The organism is Mycobacterium sp. smrl_JER01 (assembly GCF_048513595.2).
GTDB lineage: Bacteria > Actinomycetota > Actinomycetes > Mycobacteriales > Mycobacteriaceae > Mycobacterium.
Map to the genome: position 1 here is coordinate 5635835 of NZ_JBLXXK020000001.1, position 14950 is coordinate 5650784.

General features: G+C 68.6%; 18 protein-coding genes. 7 read left to right on the forward strand and 11 right to left on the reverse strand.

Annotation, left to right across the window (positions count from 1 at the left end):
• The first annotated feature begins 84 nt into the window (after positions 1 to 84).
• Positions 85 to 897, forward strand: a complete 813-nt coding sequence (locus tag ACNUDN_RS26560) for a HugZ family pyridoxamine 5'-phosphate oxidase (protein WP_419124671.1) — start codon at positions 85 to 87, stop codon at positions 895 to 897.
• A gap of 15 nt (positions 898 to 912) precedes the next feature.
• Positions 913 to 1491 carry an orotate phosphoribosyltransferase gene (locus ACNUDN_RS26565; RefSeq protein ID WP_431960953.1) on the forward strand — a complete coding sequence of 193 codons (579 nt, stop codon included), beginning with the start codon at positions 913 to 915 and terminating at the stop codon, positions 1489 to 1491.
• On the opposite strand, the gene ACNUDN_RS26570 is transcribed toward ACNUDN_RS26565, so the two are convergent.
• From ACNUDN_RS26570 to ACNUDN_RS26585, 4 genes are read right to left on the reverse strand one after another with little or no spacing between them, the layout of a single operon-like run.
• Positions 1478 to 2518, reverse strand: a complete 1041-nt coding sequence (locus ACNUDN_RS26570) for an ABC transporter ATP-binding protein (protein WP_419124672.1) — start codon at positions 2516 to 2518, stop codon at positions 1478 to 1480. The two genes, ACNUDN_RS26565 and ACNUDN_RS26570, sit on opposite strands and share 14 nt — an antisense overlap.
• Positions 2515 to 3285 (reverse strand): ABC transporter permease, encoded by a 771-nt coding sequence (locus tag ACNUDN_RS26575; protein ID WP_419124673.1) that lies wholly within the window; start codon positions 3283 to 3285, stop codon positions 2515 to 2517. Before ACNUDN_RS26575 ends, ACNUDN_RS26570 begins: the two co-directional genes overlap by 4 nt.
• Positions 3282 to 4142, reverse strand: coding sequence for an ABC transporter permease (locus ACNUDN_RS26580; protein WP_419124674.1), 861 nt, complete (start codon positions 4140 to 4142; stop codon positions 3282 to 3284). Before ACNUDN_RS26580 ends, ACNUDN_RS26575 begins: the two co-directional genes overlap by 4 nt.
• Positions 4135 to 5286, reverse strand: coding sequence for an ABC transporter substrate-binding protein (locus tag ACNUDN_RS26585; RefSeq protein WP_419124675.1), 1152 nt, complete (start codon positions 5284 to 5286; stop codon positions 4135 to 4137). Before ACNUDN_RS26585 ends, ACNUDN_RS26580 begins: the two co-directional genes overlap by 8 nt.
• A gap of 108 nt (positions 5287 to 5394) precedes the next feature.
• Between ACNUDN_RS26585 and ACNUDN_RS26590 the strand changes: the two genes are divergently transcribed.
• Both ACNUDN_RS26590 and ACNUDN_RS26595 read left to right on the forward strand, forming a co-directional pair.
• Positions 5395 to 5823, forward strand: a complete 429-nt coding sequence (locus ACNUDN_RS26590; protein WP_419124676.1) for a TIGR03668 family PPOX class F420-dependent oxidoreductase — start codon at positions 5395 to 5397, stop codon at positions 5821 to 5823.
• 85 nt (positions 5824 to 5908) lie between these two features.
• Positions 5909 to 6484, forward strand: coding sequence for a sigma-70 family RNA polymerase sigma factor (locus ACNUDN_RS26595; protein ID WP_419124677.1), 576 nt, complete (start codon positions 5909 to 5911; stop codon positions 6482 to 6484).
• Here ACNUDN_RS26595 and ACNUDN_RS26600 read toward each other — a convergent pair.
• Positions 6460 to 7371, reverse strand: coding sequence for a DMT family transporter (locus ACNUDN_RS26600; protein WP_419124678.1), 912 nt, complete (start codon positions 7369 to 7371; stop codon positions 6460 to 6462). The genes ACNUDN_RS26595 and ACNUDN_RS26600 overlap by 25 nt on opposite strands.
• Before the next feature lie 101 nt (positions 7372 to 7472).
• On the opposite strand from ACNUDN_RS26600, the gene ACNUDN_RS26605 reads away from it, so the two are divergent.
• On the forward strand, positions 7473 to 7811 hold the full coding sequence (locus tag ACNUDN_RS26605) for an aminopeptidase (RefSeq protein ID WP_419124679.1): 339 nt from the start codon (positions 7473 to 7475) through the stop codon (positions 7809 to 7811).
• Between the two features lie 12 nt (positions 7812 to 7823).
• Here the strand turns inward: ACNUDN_RS26605 and ACNUDN_RS26610 are convergent, their stop codons facing one another.
• Genes ACNUDN_RS26610 through ACNUDN_RS26625 form a run of 4 tightly spaced genes read right to left on the reverse strand, consistent with a single transcriptional unit; the run spans position 7824 to position 11973 of the window.
• Entirely contained in the window at positions 7824 to 8120 is a 297-nt protein-coding gene (locus ACNUDN_RS26610; protein WP_419124680.1) for a hypothetical protein, read from the reverse strand.
• Positions 8117 to 8890, reverse strand: coding sequence for a hypothetical protein (locus ACNUDN_RS26615; RefSeq protein ID WP_419124681.1), 774 nt, complete (start codon positions 8888 to 8890; stop codon positions 8117 to 8119). Before ACNUDN_RS26615 ends, ACNUDN_RS26610 begins: the two co-directional genes overlap by 4 nt.
• Positions 8891 to 8893: 3 nt before the next feature.
• Positions 8894 to 11263: a glycoside hydrolase family 65 protein gene (locus tag ACNUDN_RS26620; protein ID WP_419125326.1), complete on the reverse strand. Its 2370-nt coding sequence runs from the start codon at positions 11261 to 11263 to the stop codon at positions 8894 to 8896.
• Positions 11264 to 11265: 2 nt separating this feature from the next.
• A complete protein-coding gene (locus ACNUDN_RS26625; protein WP_419124682.1) occupies positions 11266 to 11973 on the reverse strand; it encodes a beta-phosphoglucomutase family hydrolase in 708 nt (235 codons plus the stop codon).
• A gap of 23 nt (positions 11974 to 11996) precedes the next feature.
• Between ACNUDN_RS26625 and ACNUDN_RS26630 the strand changes: the two genes are divergently transcribed.
• Positions 11997 to 12872, forward strand: a complete 876-nt coding sequence (locus ACNUDN_RS26630) for an LLM class F420-dependent oxidoreductase (protein WP_419124683.1) — start codon at positions 11997 to 11999, stop codon at positions 12870 to 12872.
• Positions 12873 to 12881: 9 nt separating this feature from the next.
• Here the strand turns inward: ACNUDN_RS26630 and ACNUDN_RS26635 are convergent, their stop codons facing one another.
• Entirely contained in the window at positions 12882 to 13754 is an 873-nt protein-coding gene (locus ACNUDN_RS26635) for a rhomboid family intramembrane serine protease (protein ID WP_419124684.1), read from the reverse strand.
• 48 nt (positions 13755 to 13802) lie between these two features.
• Positions 13803 to 14210 (reverse strand): VOC family protein, encoded by a 408-nt coding sequence (locus ACNUDN_RS26640; RefSeq protein ID WP_419124685.1) that lies wholly within the window; start codon positions 14208 to 14210, stop codon positions 13803 to 13805.
• Between the two features lie 296 nt (positions 14211 to 14506).
• Here ACNUDN_RS26640 and ACNUDN_RS26645 point away from each other — a divergent pair, with 296 nt between their 5' ends.
• Positions 14507 to 14929 carry a heme-binding protein gene (locus ACNUDN_RS26645; RefSeq protein WP_498450170.1) on the forward strand — a complete coding sequence of 141 codons (423 nt, stop codon included), beginning with the start codon at positions 14507 to 14509 and terminating at the stop codon, positions 14927 to 14929.
• Positions 14930 to 14950: the final 21 nt, after the last annotated feature.

The following is a 14950-nucleotide window of genomic DNA, read 5'->3' on the forward strand; positions in this document are numbered from 1 at the left end:
TCGATTGCCGTGGCCGGGCAAACAGCACAATCGACGAAAGCGTCAGTTTGGGCCGGGGCGGAGCCCACGCGATAGGGTGCCGTCGTGACGTCCGGCGGTGCGACTCGTGATCACGGCGACCCGGGCGATGCGCCCACCGTACCGCCGCCCCTGACCGATCCGGCCCGCTCCGCGCGCCCGTCGGCGGCCGAGGAGGCCAGGACCATCGCGGCCTCGACGCACACCGCCACGCTGGCGAGCCTCACCACCGAGGGGGACCCGTGGGCGTCCTTCATCACTTACGGTCTGCTCGGCGGCGCGCCGGTGTTGTGTGTGTCGAATCTCGCCGAGCACGGCCGCAACCTGGCAGCCGATCCCAGGGCCAGCATCTCGATCGTCGCGCCGTCGACCGACACCGATCCGCTGGCCAGCGCCAGGGTGACGCTGGCCGGCCGGGTCGAGGTGCCTGAGGGCGACGAACACCAAGCGGCCCGCACGGCCCATCTGTCGGCGGTCGCGGCCGCCAAGTACTACATCGACTACAGCGATTTCACGCTGTGGGTGCTGCGGGTGGCCCGGGTGCGCTGGGTGGGCGGCTACGGCCGGATGGATTCGACCAGCGGTGGCGAATACCTGCAGGCCGAACCCGATCCGGTGGCACCGCGGGCGGCCGGTGCGATCGCACACCTCAACGCCGACCACGCCGACTCGCTGACCGCGATGGCCCGGACGCTGGGCGGTTATCCCGACGCCGAGTCGGCGCTGTGCACCGGCGCCGACCGCTACGGACTCGACCTGCGGCTGAGCACACCTCGGGGGATCGCCTACGCCCGCATCGGTTACGCCGAACCGATCCGATCGATCGACGAATTACGTTCGGCCACGGTCGAGTTGGCGCAACGGGCACGTAACGGCTGATCTACGATGCCCGATATGCCCGCCGAGACCGACCGCCCACCGACCTGGCACGCCGCGTTCGAACTGATCCGCACCCGCGGTCACGAACGGCGCGAGGAACCGTTCAAGCTGGCCAGCGGTCAGCTCAGCCACGACTACATCGACGGCAAGTACGCCGTCGACACCGGCGAGCGTCTCACGATCGTGTCCAGGGCGGTGGCCGACCTCGCCGCGGCCCGCGGGATCGAGTTCGACGCCGTCGGCGGCCTCACCATGGGCGCCGACCCGCTCGCGCACGGCGTCGCGATGGTCACCGGCAAGGCGTGGTTCTCGGTGCGCAAGGAACAGAAGTCGCGGGGCCGCGAGCAGTGGGTCGAGGGTACCCGGCTGCAGCCGGGTACCCGGGTCCTGCTGGTCGACGACGTGATCAGCACCGGCGGATCCACCGAGCAGGCCCTCGAACGCATCACCCCGCTCGGGGTGGTCGTCACCGGTGTGATCCCGATGGTCGACCGCGGCGACGTCGCCGCGGCGCGCTTTGCCGCACGCAACGTGCCCTTCCACGCTCTGGTGACCTACCGCGACCTCGGGATCGAACCGGTCAAGGACGTGTGACCAGCACCCCGACCGCGTCGATGCCAACGGTCACCCGGTCACCGGGCGCCAAGGCCCGCGCGGCGGTACTGGCGAGCTGAGCGGTGACCGTCGAGCCGTCCGGCAGGCCGATGTGCACCCGCGAGATCGCCCCGAGGAACGACACCGAACCGACCGTGGCTGCCCCGCGCGGGTCGGCGGCGACGGTGATCGACTCGGGGCGCACCATCGCCAGCCCCTCCCCCTGCACCGACCCCGGTAACGCCGTCGTCGAGGTGCCCAGCAGGCTCGCGGTCGCGTGGATGACCCGCGCCGGGACCTTGTTGTTGAGGCCGACGAAGTCGGCGACGAACGGGGTGGCCGGATTGGCGTACAGATCGGCGGGCGCGGCCAGCTGTTCAAGCCTGCCCTGGTTCATCACCCCGACCCGGTCGGCGACGGCCAGCGCCTCCTCCTGATCGTGGGTGACGAACAGGGTGGTCGTGCCGACCTCGAGCTGAACGCGCCGGATCTCGTCGCGCAACTGGGTGCGGACCTTGGCGTCGAGCGCCGAGAGCGGTTCGTCGAGCAGCAACACCCGCGGCCGGATCGCCAGCGCGCGCGCCAGCGCCACGCGCTGCTGCTGTCCCCCCGACAGCTCTTTGGCGTACCGGCCGCCCATCTTCGCCAGACCCACCAGCTCGAGCATCTCGGTAGCCCGGGACAACCTGTCCCGCTTGGCTTTCCCGCGCATCTTCAATCCGAAGGCGACGTTGTCGAGCACCGTCAGGTGCGGGAACAGGCTGTAAGCCTGAAACACCATGCCCATATCGCGCTTGTTGGCGGGCACCGTGCCGACGTCGACTCCGTCCACCGACACCGTGCCCGACGTCGCCTCGTCGAGACCGGCGAGAATGCGCAGCGCGGTGGTCTTCCCGCAGCCGGAAGGTCCCAGCAACGCGACCAGTTCGCCGGGTTCGATGTGCAGCGTCAACCCGTCGAGCGCCTTGGTCTCCCCGTAGACACGGGTGAGATCGTCGAGTTCGACCCCGACTCCCTGATTGGTCATATCGTCACCCCCACATGGCGTCGTCCCCGGGTGACCAGCGACAGAATCAGCAGCAGGGCGAAGCCGAACAACAGGGTGGCCAGCGATGCCGCGACGGAGGTCGGTCCGTCGCTCTTCCCGATCAGCACGATCTGCACCTGCAATGTCTCGTACCCCGACAGGGACGCGATGGTGAACTCACCGAGCACCACGGCGATGGAGATGAAGGCCGCCGACAGGATTCCCGACCAGATGTTGGGCACGATCACCGAGGTGATGGTCGTGCGCCAACCCGCGCCCAGCGATCTGGCCGCCTCCGACAGTGTCCGCAGGTCGATCGCCGACAGCGCGGCGTCGATGGCCCGGTAGGCGAACGGCAGCACGACGATCACGTAGACGAACGTCAGCGTCAGGGCGGACTCGCCCAGAAAATAGGTGACCCACAGGTAGACGTTGCGCAGGCCGACCACGATCACCAATGCCGGAATCGTCAGGGGCAGCAGGCACAGGAACTCCACCAGCCCTTTCGCCCACGGGGCCCGCAACCGCACCCAGATCATGGTCGGCACCAGCAGTATCAGCATGGCGGCGACGGTGAGAACGGCCAGCGAGAGCGACACCACGATCGACCGGTAGAGCGCTTCGTCGGTGACGAGATTCGCCCACGCCTGCCACGTCCGGCCGCCGCCGATCAGATTCCGGGTGGAGAAGTCGGCCATCGCGTAGAGCGGGAACAGGAAGAACAGGCCGAACATCACCCACAGCAGCCCGCGCCCGGCCCGTTTCATGCCAGCCACCTCGAACTGCGCCGCACCAGCAGGTTGTAGGCGGCCATCACCAGCGCCACCACGACGATCATCTCCAGTGCCAGGGCGTAGGCGAAACCGGCCTGTCCGAGCACCACCTCGCTGACCAGCGAGGCGCGGATCAGCAGCGGCAGGATCGGGCTGCCCTGGCTGACCAGGGCAGCCGCGGTGGCGTAGGCGGCGAATGCGTTGGCGAACAACAACAATGCCGAGCCCAGGAACGCCGGGGTCAACAGCGGGATCGCCACCTCGCGCCAGTACGCCCAGGTCGACGCGCCGAGGCTGACCGCCGCTTCGCGCCACTGCGCCCGCAACCCCTCGAGCGCGGGGATGAACACGATCACCATCAGCGGGATCTGGAAATAGGTGTACACCAGGATCAGTCCGCTCAGGCTGTAGAGCCATCCCGATCCGGCCAGGTTGAAACCGAACACCTGCTGCACCCACAGGGTCAGCACCCCGTTCAGGCCGACGGTGGCCAGGAACGCGAACGCCAATGCCACACCACCGAACTGGGCCAGCACACTGCACAGCGAGAGCACCGCACGCCGCAACATCGAGGTGGCCGGGCTGCTGACGATCAACCAGGCCATCACCGCTCCGAGCGCGGCACCGAGCAGGGCGGTCGCCCCGGAGAGCAGCACGCTGTCGCGCAACGCCGACAACGCCGTCCCGGTGAACAGCGCGGCGATCCGGTCCAGGCTGAACACCCCGTCGCTGTACACCGCACTCACGACGACGGTGACCGTCGGGATGACCAGGAAGATCACCACGACGGTCAGAAACGGCAGCAGCGGCAGCGAATCCCGCAACCGGCGGCCGAGTGTGACGTCAGCCAATCGCGGCGGCCCAGTTGTCGGCGAGGTACTTCGACGCCGCTTCGGTCTGCTCGGGCGTCGGCACCGTGACCGGTCCGTCGACGACCGGAATCGCCGCGGCCACCGCGGGGTCCAGCGTGCCGTCGGTGAGCATGTTGTCGGCCCGCACCGGACGGACACCACCCTCGGCGAACAGATTCTGCCCCTCGTCGCTGTAGAGGAACTCCTGCCACAGCCGCGCTGCCGCCGGATGCGGGGCGTCCTTGTTGATCGCCTGATAGTAGTAACCGGCCACCGGGTTCTCCGGCGGCACCACCACCGTCCAGGACGGGAGCTTCTTCGTCTCGGCCGAGTTGGTGTAGTTCCAGTCGATGACCACCGGCGTCTGGCCGGACCCGATGGTCGCCGGCGTCGGATCGACCGGCAGGAAGTTGCCCGCCTGCTTGAGCTTGCGGAAGAACTCCACCCCGGGGGCGATGTCGTCGGCCGAGCCGCCCTGCGACAACGCCACCATGACGACGCCGGAGAACGCGGCACCGGCCTGCGTCGGGTCCCCGTTGAGCGCGACCTTGCCCTGGTACTCGGGTTTGAGCAGATCGTCGACGCTGTTCACCGGCGGCACCTTCGACGAGTCGAAACCGATGGACATATAGCCGCCGTAGTCGTTGACCCAGGTGCCGTCGGGGTCCTTGAACGCCTCCGGGATGTCGTCGAAGGTCTCCACCCGGTACGGCGCGAACATCGCCGTGTTGGCCAGCGCCACCGACTGCCCGAGGTCGAACACATCAGGCGCGGTGCTGCGCCCCTTCTGCTGGTTGGCCGCGTTGATCTCGTCCTGGCTGGACGCGTCCGGCTGCGCAGAGTTGACCTTGATGCCGTACTTGTCGGAGAACGCCGTGATGATCGCGCCGTAGTTGGCCCAATCCGGCGGCAGGGCAATCACATTGAGCTCACCCTCGGCCTTGGCAGCCTCGATCAGGCCCTCCATGCCGCCGAAGTCCGCCGCCGAGGTGGCCTCGGCGGCGTTGACCCCCGACTCGGTCTGGGCGTTGGAATTGTCCCGCTCGGGGGGTGCGCAGGCCACGGCGCCGCCGACCAGCAGCGCCGACGCGGCGAGGCAGAGGACCCGGATCGGTGACCGCAAGGTGTGCCGTGACGTGTTCATTGCCGAACCTTCCGATGAGCAGGAGGCCGCACCGTGGCGCGGCGGTTACCACCCCACGACCGGCTGGTGAACGAATCCAACCAGCTGGACGGACCCTACCCTGGGGAGATGGCGACATTCGAGGATCGTGATGCACGCGCCGCATTCGCCGCGGCACCGGTGGCGATGCTGGCCACCGCCGGACCCGACGCCGTCCCCCACGTGGTCCCGGTGGTGTTCGCCCTGTCCGAGCCGGCCGCCGACATCCTGTACACCGCCATCGATGCCAAACCGAAGTCCACCCAGCGGCTGCGCCGGCTGGTCAACATCGAGAACAACCCCGCGGTGAGCCTGCTGGTCGACCATTACACCGACGACTGGTCACAGCTGTGGTGGGTGCGCGCGGACGGCATCGCCACCATCCACCGCAGCGGCGTGGAGCTGGCCACCGGTTACGCTCAGCTGCGCGCCAAGTATCCGCAGTATCAGCGCGTCGAACTCGACGGCCCGGTCATCACCGTCGCAATCGGTCGCTGGTCCTCATGGAGTGGGGGTTAACCGGTAGTCGCCGGTGCGGTTCTCCGGAAGCGATGTGGAGGCCAGCCGGGCAGACTGCACGACGCCGTCGCGCCAGAGTTTAGGCATGCCCAATACCCGCCTCGACCGCCGGCTCGACGAACGTTTCGAGCGCGATGCAGTGCCTCTGATCGCCGGTCTGTACCGGCACGCCGTCAAACTCACGCGCGACCACACCGATGCCGAGGACCTGCTGCAGGAGACCGCAGCCAAGGCGTACGCCGCCTTCGGCACCTTCCAGGAGGGCACCAACCTCGTGGGCTGGCTGTACCGGATCATGGTCAACACCCACATCAGCGCCTACCGCAGGCAGCAGCACCGCCCGAAGCTGCAGTTCACCGACGAGTTCACCGACGGGCAGTGGTTCGCCCACGGCAGCGGCGGCGCATCGCCGTCCACCGAGGAACTCGCGCTCGCCGGCGACCCCGCGGTCGCCGCGGCGATGCGCTCGCTTCCCGAGAAGTACCGCACCGCGGTCTATTACGCCGACATCGAGGGACGCAAGTTCCGGGAGATCGCGGAGTTGACCGGCGCGCCGCTGGGCACCGTGATGTCGCGGCTGCACCGCGGCCGCAAGCAGCTGCGCGACGCGCTGTCCGGACTGGCCCGCGACCGCGGTTACCGGTTGCCCGCGGCGGCCTGAGCGCTGCCCGCCTTGTCGGCCTCCAGCAGCTCCTCGTAGGCCCCTTCGTCGCGTCCCAACGCGATGGTCCCGGCCACCATCGCCAGCGTCGACACCGCGATCGCGACCGCGTCCCACCCGCTGACGTTCAGGTGCTCGCCCAGGACGACCGCCCCGAGGACGACGGCGACCATCGGCTCGAGCACCAGCATGGTCGGGACCGAGGTCTGCAACGACCCGGCATGGAAGGCCGACTGCTGTAGCAGGGTGGCCACCACGCCGAGGATGGCCAGCAGGTAGAGCACCGGTGTGGTCAGCACGGCGGTGACCCCCTCGTGGGTCAGCACATGCATGACCAGCTTCGTCAACACCGCCACCACGCCGAACAGCACCCCGACGGCGACGGCCAGCAGCACCGCACGGATCCATCCGACGATGCGTACCGCGACGATGACGCAGCCCAACACCGCGGCCGTGCACACCAGCGCCACCACGGCCGACGTGGACAGCGACGCCTCGTAGTCGCCTGGGCTGGCCTTGGCGAGCACCACGAACACCGCCAGCGCGGCGGTGAGCAGCAACGCCCAGGCCCATTCGGCGCGCGTCACCCGGCGGTGCGCCAGCCGGGCGCTCAGCGGCAAGGCGAACAGCAGCGCCGAGACCAGGATGGGCTGTACCAGCAGCAGCGAGCCGGTGGAGAGCGCGAGGGCCTGGAACAGATACCCGGCCACGGCGGCCGCGGTGCCCGCCCACCACAATGGTCTGCGCACCAGCGTCTGGAACATCACGGCGCTCACACCGTGCTCTGCAGGCACGTCCAGAGTCGCCCGCTGCCGCACCACTATCCCGATAGCGAGGAACACCGCGGCGAGGAACGCCAGCAGCACGGTAAGACCATGGCCGATCACCCGACAAGGACAGCACACTTACCGGCGCAGCGCCCAGTCCGGTCGTCGGGCTACTGATCGATCTTGTTTCGGCGCCGCGGAACTGGGGCACAAAGGCTGCCATGAATGTGCGAAGGATAGTCATGATCGCCGGCGCGGCGGTGCTGTTGGTGGGCTTTATCGCCCTGTTGATACCGGTGAGCATCCCTGGACCCGACGGCAGCATCGGCTGCGGCAACGCGATCGCCGCCGACCTGTCGGCCGCCCGGGACGCCGACAGTGGAAATCTGGCCAACCTGCCGATCCTCAACGAGATCGTCCCGCACACCGACTACGCGGCGGCCTGCGAGTCGGCCCTGTCTTCGCGCCGCTCCTGGGCCATCCCGGTGGCGGTGGTCGGGCTGGTGGTCCTGGTCGGATCGTTCTTCGTCGGGGGCAGAAGCGGCCCGGCACGCGTCTGATACGGACTTCGGTCAGGACGCCCGGTCGTCGACGACCCGAAGGTGCGGGGTCGTCCCGGTCGGGGCGGCGGTGGCGCCGCCCCCGGTCGGGGCGATCCGGTCGTTGACCCGGGCGACCACCGAGTCCACCCGGTGCACCGCGCGGTCGCACAGGCCGCTGACCCGGTCGCCCGCGGCGTCGACGTCGTCGGCTGCACTGCGCAGGTAGGCCCGGACCGTGACCCGGAATGTCTCGCCGACGGCGCGCAGGCGGCGCCGCAAGCGGTCATCGACCTCGACGGTGACGTAAGGCAGCACCTGAAGCTTCATCTACGCGTCTCCCCTTCGTGGATGCCAGCCCACCCTAGCGCAGCCCGCTTGCCCGCCTCGTAGGCTGCTTCAGCCCTGGTCAGCGCCTCCTCGGCTGCGGTCAACGCTTCTTCGGCCGCGGTCAACGCTTCTTTGGCGGCGGTCCGTCGGCGGCGGGCGTCGGTGTGGCGCGATCGCGCCTCGGACAGCCCGGACTGCAACCCCGACAGAGCGGCTTCAGCCTGCTCCTTCGCCCGCTCAGCGTCGGCCTCCTGCTTCGCCCGCTCGGCCCGGGCCGGCGTCTGCGACACCGTGCCGCTGAAACCGAACTCACCGAATCCCGACCATCGCTCAGCCTTGGTGAGGCGACCCAGGCGCGCCGTCACCTCGGGGTCGGCGACGGCCGCCTGCAGCGTCGCGGACACATCGTCGCGCAGCGCCGCCGACGGCGTCGCGATACCGGCGCGGCCCAGCGCGGTGCGCGTCAGCTCGTCGACGAGCCTGCGCTGCTCGGCGGTCAGGGTTCGGATCGCGTCTCCGTCCATCGCGGCGTGCGCCTCCCGCAATCGGGCGCCGAGGTCGGCGAGTGTGTTTCTGGCCGACCCGTCCAGTGCCAACGCGTTGACTACCCATGCGGCGACGGTCGGTTTGCGGCTCGACGCGATGCGCCGGGCCGCGTCGGGATCGCCGCTGTTCTTGGCCGCCGCCGACAGCCGGGTGCGCACCTGGGTGAACAGTTCGGGCGCCGAGGAGTGCAGCTCGTCGAGCGCCGGCTCCACCGCGAACCCCATCGATCAGTCCTTCGGATCCGAGACCGGCGGCCGTCGGCGCAGCGGTTCCCGGCCGGGGGGTTGCCGCGGCACAGCGAGCAGAGGGACCTTCGGGCGCACCGCCACCCGGGTCGGCTCCCGGGTGTTCAGCTCCAACGGTTCGCCGGCGTGCAGGATCGTCAGCACTCCTTGGGGACCGTCCCGCAACCGGTATGTCACTTCCTCGTGGTCTGCCTCGACGGTCACCCGGAAATCGCGCCAGCGCAGCCGGAAGCTCAGCCGCGAGATACCGCCGGGCAGATGTGGGTCCAGCGCCAGCACACCACGGTCGTCGCGCAGTCCACCGAATCCGGCGACCAGCGCGGTCCAGCTGCCCGCCAGGGACGCCAGGTGCAGTCCGTCACCGGTGTTGCGGTGCAGGTCGCGCAGATCGATCATGGCCGCCTCGTAGGTGTAGTCGTGTGCCAGCTCCAGATGGCCGACCTCGGCACACATCACCGCTTGGGTGCACGCGGACAACGACGAATCCCTGGTGGTGCGGCGTTCGTAGTAATCGACGTTGCGGGCCTTCTGCTCGTCGGTGAACGCGCTGCTCTGCCACTGCATCGCCAGCACCAGGTCGGCCTGTTTGATCACCTGTGCCGGGTAGAGCCGCACGTACGGTTCATGAAGCAGCAGAGGGTATTTCGTGTTCCCCGCGAAGTCCCATTCCCGAAGCGTGGTGAAGCCGTCGCACTGCGGGTGCACGCCCAGCTCCTCGTCGTAGGGAATATGCACCGCATCGGCGGCGTCGCGCCAAGCGGCCGTCTCCTCGGTGTCGACCCCCAGATCGGCGGCGGTGTCCCGATGCCGTGAGCAGGCGTCCGCCGCGATGCGCAGGTTCGCCGCCGCCATCAGGTTGGTGAACACGTTGTCGCGCACCACTGCGGTGTACTCGTCCGGACCGGTGACCCCGTCGATGCGCCATCTGCCGTACCGGTCGTGGTGACCCAGTGACATCCACAGGCGCGCGGTATCGACCAGAACTGCCAGCCCGCAATCCTTTTCCAGAGAATCGTCGCCGGTGACCACGCGGTAGCGGTCGAACGCCAACGCGATGTCGGCGTTGACATGGAACGCCGCCGTGCCGGCCGGCCAGTACGCCGAACATTCCTCACCGCGGATGGTGCGCCACGGAAAACTCGCGCCGCGCAGGTCCAGTTCGGCAGCCCGGTCACGCGCCATGTCCAGCGTCGACGCACGCCAGCGCAGTGCATCAGCCGCGGCGCGCGGCGCGGTGTAGGTCAGCACCGGAAGCACGAAACCTTCGGTGTCCCAGAAGGAATGACCGTCGTACCCGGTGCCGGTCAAGCCCTTTCCGGCGATCGCCCGGCGTTCGGCACGGGCACTGGCCTGCAGGACGTGAAACAACCCGAACCGCACCGCCTGCTGACAGTCGGCGTCCCCATCGACCTCGACATCGGCGCAGTCCCAGAATTCGTCGAGATAGTCGCGCTGCGACCGCAGCAGCCCGGCCCATCCGGTGTAGCGGGCCCCGGCAATGGCCGCGGCGACCTGATCGCGCAGCGCCGGGCACGACCGCAGGCTCGACCAGCCGTAGGCCAGATACTTCACCAATCGAAGCCGTTCACCGGCTTTGAGCGCGCACACCACCGTGGTACGCGCCCAGTCGTCCCCGGAGTCCCCGCTGACGTCGACCCGGCCCGGCGCTTCGACGATGTGGTCCATAGCCGCCGCCATCGTCAGCTCGCTGGAGCGGGTGCGGTGGATCAGCATCGCCCCGCGGTCGCTACGTTCGTGCTGTACCGCCTCCAGTGGTCTGGTGAGCACCGCCGCCACCCTGGGGTCAGCCGATGCGGAGGGCTGGTCCTCGTTGGCCACGAGTTCGGACTGCACCGTCAGCAGTACGTCGTCGACGGCTTCGACGACGTACTCGATGGCGGCCAGGCTGCGTTGCGCCAGCGACACCAACCGCGTCGAGTTCACCGTCACCCGCTTGCCGGCCGGCGTCGTCCAGTCCGCGGTGCGCGTCAGGGTGCCCGCGCGCAGGTCCAGCGCCCGCTCGTGAGCGTGTAACTCGCCGTAGCGGACGTCGAAGGGTTCGTCGTCGACAAGCAGCCTGATCAGTTTGCCGTTGGTGACGTCGACGATGGACTGGCCATCTTCGGGATAGCCGAAACCGGCCTCGGCATAGGGCAACGGCCGGGTTTCGTAGAAACCGTTGAGATAGGTTCCGGGCAGACCGAACGGTTCGCCTTCATCGAGGTTGCCGCGTAGCCCGATGTGTCCGTTCGACAATGCGAACAGTGACTCGGTCTGGGGTAGCAACTCCACCCTCAGCTCGGTCTCGCGGACCTGCCAGGGCTCCACCGGGAAGGCCTCGTCGGTGATCATCATCAGTGAAGCAACTCCCCGAGGTCGGTGACGACGATATCGGCGCCGTTGTGCCGCAACGCTTCTGACTGCCCGGTTCGGTCCACTCCGACCACCAGGCCGAACCCGCCGGCGCGGCCCGCGGCCACCCCGGAGATGGCATCTTCGAAAACCGCGGCGTCGCCCGGGGCCACGCCGAGCAGTTGCGCGGCCCGCAGGAACGCGTCGGGCGCCGGCTTGCCGGGAAGGTTCTCCTCCCGAAGCGTCACCCCGTCGACGCGCTGCTCGACGTAGACGTCGAGACCGGTGATCTCCAGGACCTCCTTGGTGTTGGCGCTCGACGACACCACCGCGCGGCGCAGCCCCGCGTCGGCCGCTGCCTTCAGGTACCGGCGAGACCCTTCGAACACGGTGACCCCGTCGGTGCGCAGGGTTCGGGTGAACATGGCGTTCTTACGGTCCCCCAGCCGCGTCACGGTCTGATCGTCGGCGACGATGTCCCGGCTGTCCAGAAACGAGCGAATGCCGTCCAGACGCGGCTTTCCGTCGACGAAGTTCTCGTAGTCGGCACCGGCGTCGAACGGCCGGTATGGCTGATCGTCCTCGGCACGGCTCTGCAGGAACTCGTCGAACATCGCCTTCCAGGCTCGGCGGTGCACGCTCGCGGTGTCGGTCAGCACGCCGTCGAGGTCGAACAGGCATGCCTGGATGTTGTCGGGTAAGCCGAGCATCTCCCACTCATACCCTGTTTTGTATGCGGATCGGTGTGGTGTTCCCCCAGACGGAGTTCGGCGGCGATTCCGGGGCCGTGCGCGCCTACGGTCAGCGGGTCGAGGAGCTCGGGTACGCCCACCTACTCGCCTACGACCACGTGCTGGGTGCCGACCCCGCCGTCCACCCCGGCTGGACGGGCCCCTACGACATCGACACCACCTTTCACGAGCCGCTGGTGCTGTTCGGCTTTCTGGCTGCGGTCACGACAACCCTCGAGTTGGTGACCGGTGTGATCGTCCTCCCGCAACGCCAGACGGCGTTGGTGGCCAAACAGGCCGCCGAGGTGGACCTGCTCAGCGGCGGGCGGCTGCGCTTCGGGGTGGGCGTCGGCTGGAACGCCGTCGAGTACGAAGCGCTCGGTGAACGGTTCGACAACCGCGGTGCGCGCTCAGAGGAACAGGTGGCGCTGCTGCGGCGGTTGTGGACGACGCGGACGGTGACCTTCGCCGGCGACTTCCATCACGTCACCGGGGCGGGAATCGCGCCGTTGCCGGTTCAGCGGCCGATCCCGCTGTGGATCGGCGCCGCATCGCCCCGCGGCTACGCTCGCGCAGGTCGGCTGGCCGACGGGTGGTTCCCCATGGTCGGTCCGGGACCCGCACTGGAGGCGGCCAAGGCGACCGTCGACACCGCCGCGCGAGCCGCCGGGCGCGACCCGTCCGCCATCGGTATGGAGGGCCGTGTCCGGTGGCGCCGAGACCAGGAGCGCGCCGCGGCCGAGATCAGCCGATGGGCGCAGTGCGGGGCATCGCACCTGTCGGTGGACACCATGGGCGCAGGCCTGCGCGGCGTCGACGACCACCTGGCGGCGCTGGAGGACATCGCGATCGGCGCGGGCCTGCGCCCAGCGCCCTGATTCGGTACGTCAGGCGAGTCCGAACATCGCCCGCAGCTCGGCGGTGCGCCACACCACCAACCCGACGAACAGCGCCAGCACCGCGACGGTCGCGCCGCCCTGCACCAGGTTTCGCTGTGCGCGCGGCGCGTACACGTACGCCGCCGCCACCGCGGCACCGGTCACCAGCCCGCCGATATGGCCCTGCCAGCTGATGTTCTGCGAGGTGAACAGCGGGATCAGAAAGGTGAACGCCAGGTTCAGCCCGATGATGGCCAGCACCGCCCGCACATCCATGTTGAGCTTGCGGCCCACCACGAACATCGCCCCGAACAGCCCGAACACCGCCCCAGAGGCCCCCGCGGTGAGTGCCTGCAGGGTCAGCAGGTACACCAGCACCGAGCCGCCGAGCGCGCTGAGCAGGTAGAGCGCGACAAATCGCACCCTGCCCAGCGCGAACTCCAGCGGTCCGCCCACGAAGTACAGCGCCAGCATGTTGAACGCGATATGGGTGATGCTGAAGTGCATGAACGCCGAGGTCAGCAGTCGGTAGATCTCGCCGTCGGCGACCGCCGGCGACCACAGCCCCAGTGCCCGCTCCAGATCTGGCGACGCCATCTGCAGCGCGAACATCAGCAGGTTGAGACCGATCAGCGTGTAGGTCACCACCGGAGTCGTCGACGTCGTCTGTGTGGCCCCGACGGCATTGGTCACCGGACGGACCGACCGGGCACCCTCGCCGACACAATCCGCGCACTGGTGGCCCACCGCCGCGTTGCGCATGCATTCCGGGCAGATGAACCGGTTGCAGCGCGCGCATCGCACGTAGGTCTGCCGGTCGGGGTGCCGGTAGCAGGTCGGTACCGGGGCAGCGGGGTAGCCCGGTGGGCCGGAATAGCTCACAGCAGCCTCATCGTTCGCTCGCTCACAGCAGCCCCATCGTTCGCTCGCTCACAGGGTCCCGAAGAGCTCGATGTGGTTGCCGTCGGGATCAGCGACGAACATCCACCCCATCCCGGGTACCGGCGCGAACTCGGTGAGCGGCTCCACCACCTCGTACGGCGAGGCTTCGAACGCCTCGGCGACGGCGCGCAGCCCATTGACGCCGATCGTGAAGTACCGCAGTCCGGCCTGCGCGCGGCCACCTCCCGGCGCCGCGGCCGCGGGTGGCGGGACGCGGTAGGTGACGAGCTTGAGCACACTGCCGCCCAGTGCATAGCGCCGCTGCGAGCCGCCCTCGAAGTCGATCTCACCCTGGGGTTCGAGTTCGAGGAATCCCTCGTAGAAAGCCACCATCGGTTCGGGGTCGGTGGTGACGAGCCCGACTTCGATGCCGGGCGTCAGCAGGTCCAGTTTCACCGCACCAACCTATCTCGCGCCCCTCCCGCGGTCACGATTCGGTGACGACACAGATCACGATCACTTAAGTAATGGCGGCAAATTCTGAGGATCTTCAGAGTTTGGAGAATCCCCGCACCGATATCGCACCCCGTTCGGGCCGAATTGAGGTCAACGTCACGCCCCAGGAATGTAACACCCGCGTCAGCGCGGAGGCGCAGTCGACGAGTGACGTTTGAGCACTTCACATCTCGGTTACCTTGGATTTCAGTTGGGGGATGCAGTAATCGATTCACAAGATCCAAAGGACCACATCAATGATGAATGTCAGTCAATTCAACGTGCCCGTGAAGCTCGGCAGCCGACGCGCTGTGGCGGGTCTGGGAGCGGCGTGTCTGTTCGGCGGCATCGCCGCAGCAACGGTGGCAGCGCCTTCGGCGCTCGCCCAGCCCGAGCAGTGCACCGCGTCCGCGCTCAGCGGCACGGTCAGCTCGGTGACCGCCGAGGCGCGTCAGTACCTCGCCGACAATCCGGGCGCCAATCAGGCGGTCACCACGGCGATGAACCAGCCCCGGCCCGAGGCCGAGGCCAACCTGCGCGGGTATTTCAACGCCAACCCGGCGCAGTACTACGACCTGCGGGGCATTCTGGCACCGCTGGGCGACGCGCAGCGCAACTGCAATGTGACGGTCCTGCCCGCCGACCTGCAGTCGGCGTACGACACCTTCATGGCGGGCTGACCCGGCACCGCTTCGGTCGCG

Bases quoted from the DNA above. Each gene is read 5' to 3' on its own strand.
- ACNUDN_RS26615 (WP_419124681.1), bottom strand. From the start codon at position 8,890: ATGGGGTTCGCGGTGGAGCCGGCGCTCGACGAGCTGCACTCCTCGGCG.
- ACNUDN_RS26645 (WP_498450170.1), top strand. From the start codon at position 14,507: ATGATGAATGTCAGTCAATTCAACGTGCCCGTGAAGCTCGGCAGCCGA.
- ACNUDN_RS26595 (WP_419124677.1), top strand. From the start codon at position 5,909: ATGCCCAATACCCGCCTCGACCGCCGGCTCGACGAACGTTTCGAGCGC.
- ACNUDN_RS26610 (WP_419124680.1), bottom strand. From the start codon at position 8,120: ATGAAGCTTCAGGTGCTGCCTTACGTCACCGTCGAGGTCGATGACCGC.
- ACNUDN_RS26570 (WP_419124672.1), bottom strand. From the start codon at position 2,518: ATGACCAATCAGGGAGTCGGGGTCGAACTCGACGATCTCACCCGTGTC.
- ACNUDN_RS26575 (WP_419124673.1), bottom strand. From the start codon at position 3,285: ATGAAACGGGCCGGGCGCGGGCTGCTGTGGGTGATGTTCGGCCTGTTC.
- ACNUDN_RS26620 (WP_419125326.1), bottom strand. From the start codon at position 11,263: ATGATCACCGACGAGGCCTTCCCGGTGGAGCCCTGGCAGGTCCGCGAG.
- ACNUDN_RS26625 (WP_419124682.1), bottom strand. From the start codon at position 11,973: ATGCTCGGCTTACCCGACAACATCCAGGCATGCCTGTTCGACCTCGAC.
- ACNUDN_RS26565 (WP_431960953.1), top strand. From the start codon at position 913: ATGCCCGCCGAGACCGACCGCCCACCGACCTGGCACGCCGCGTTCGAA.
- ACNUDN_RS26605 (WP_419124679.1), top strand. From the start codon at position 7,473: ATGAATGTGCGAAGGATAGTCATGATCGCCGGCGCGGCGGTGCTGTTG.
- ACNUDN_RS26585 (WP_419124675.1), bottom strand. From the start codon at position 5,286: ATGAACACGTCACGGCACACCTTGCGGTCACCGATCCGGGTCCTCTGC.
- ACNUDN_RS26630 (WP_419124683.1), top strand. From the start codon at position 11,997: ATGCGGATCGGTGTGGTGTTCCCCCAGACGGAGTTCGGCGGCGATTCC.
- ACNUDN_RS26590 (WP_419124676.1), top strand. From the start codon at position 5,395: ATGGCGACATTCGAGGATCGTGATGCACGCGCCGCATTCGCCGCGGCA.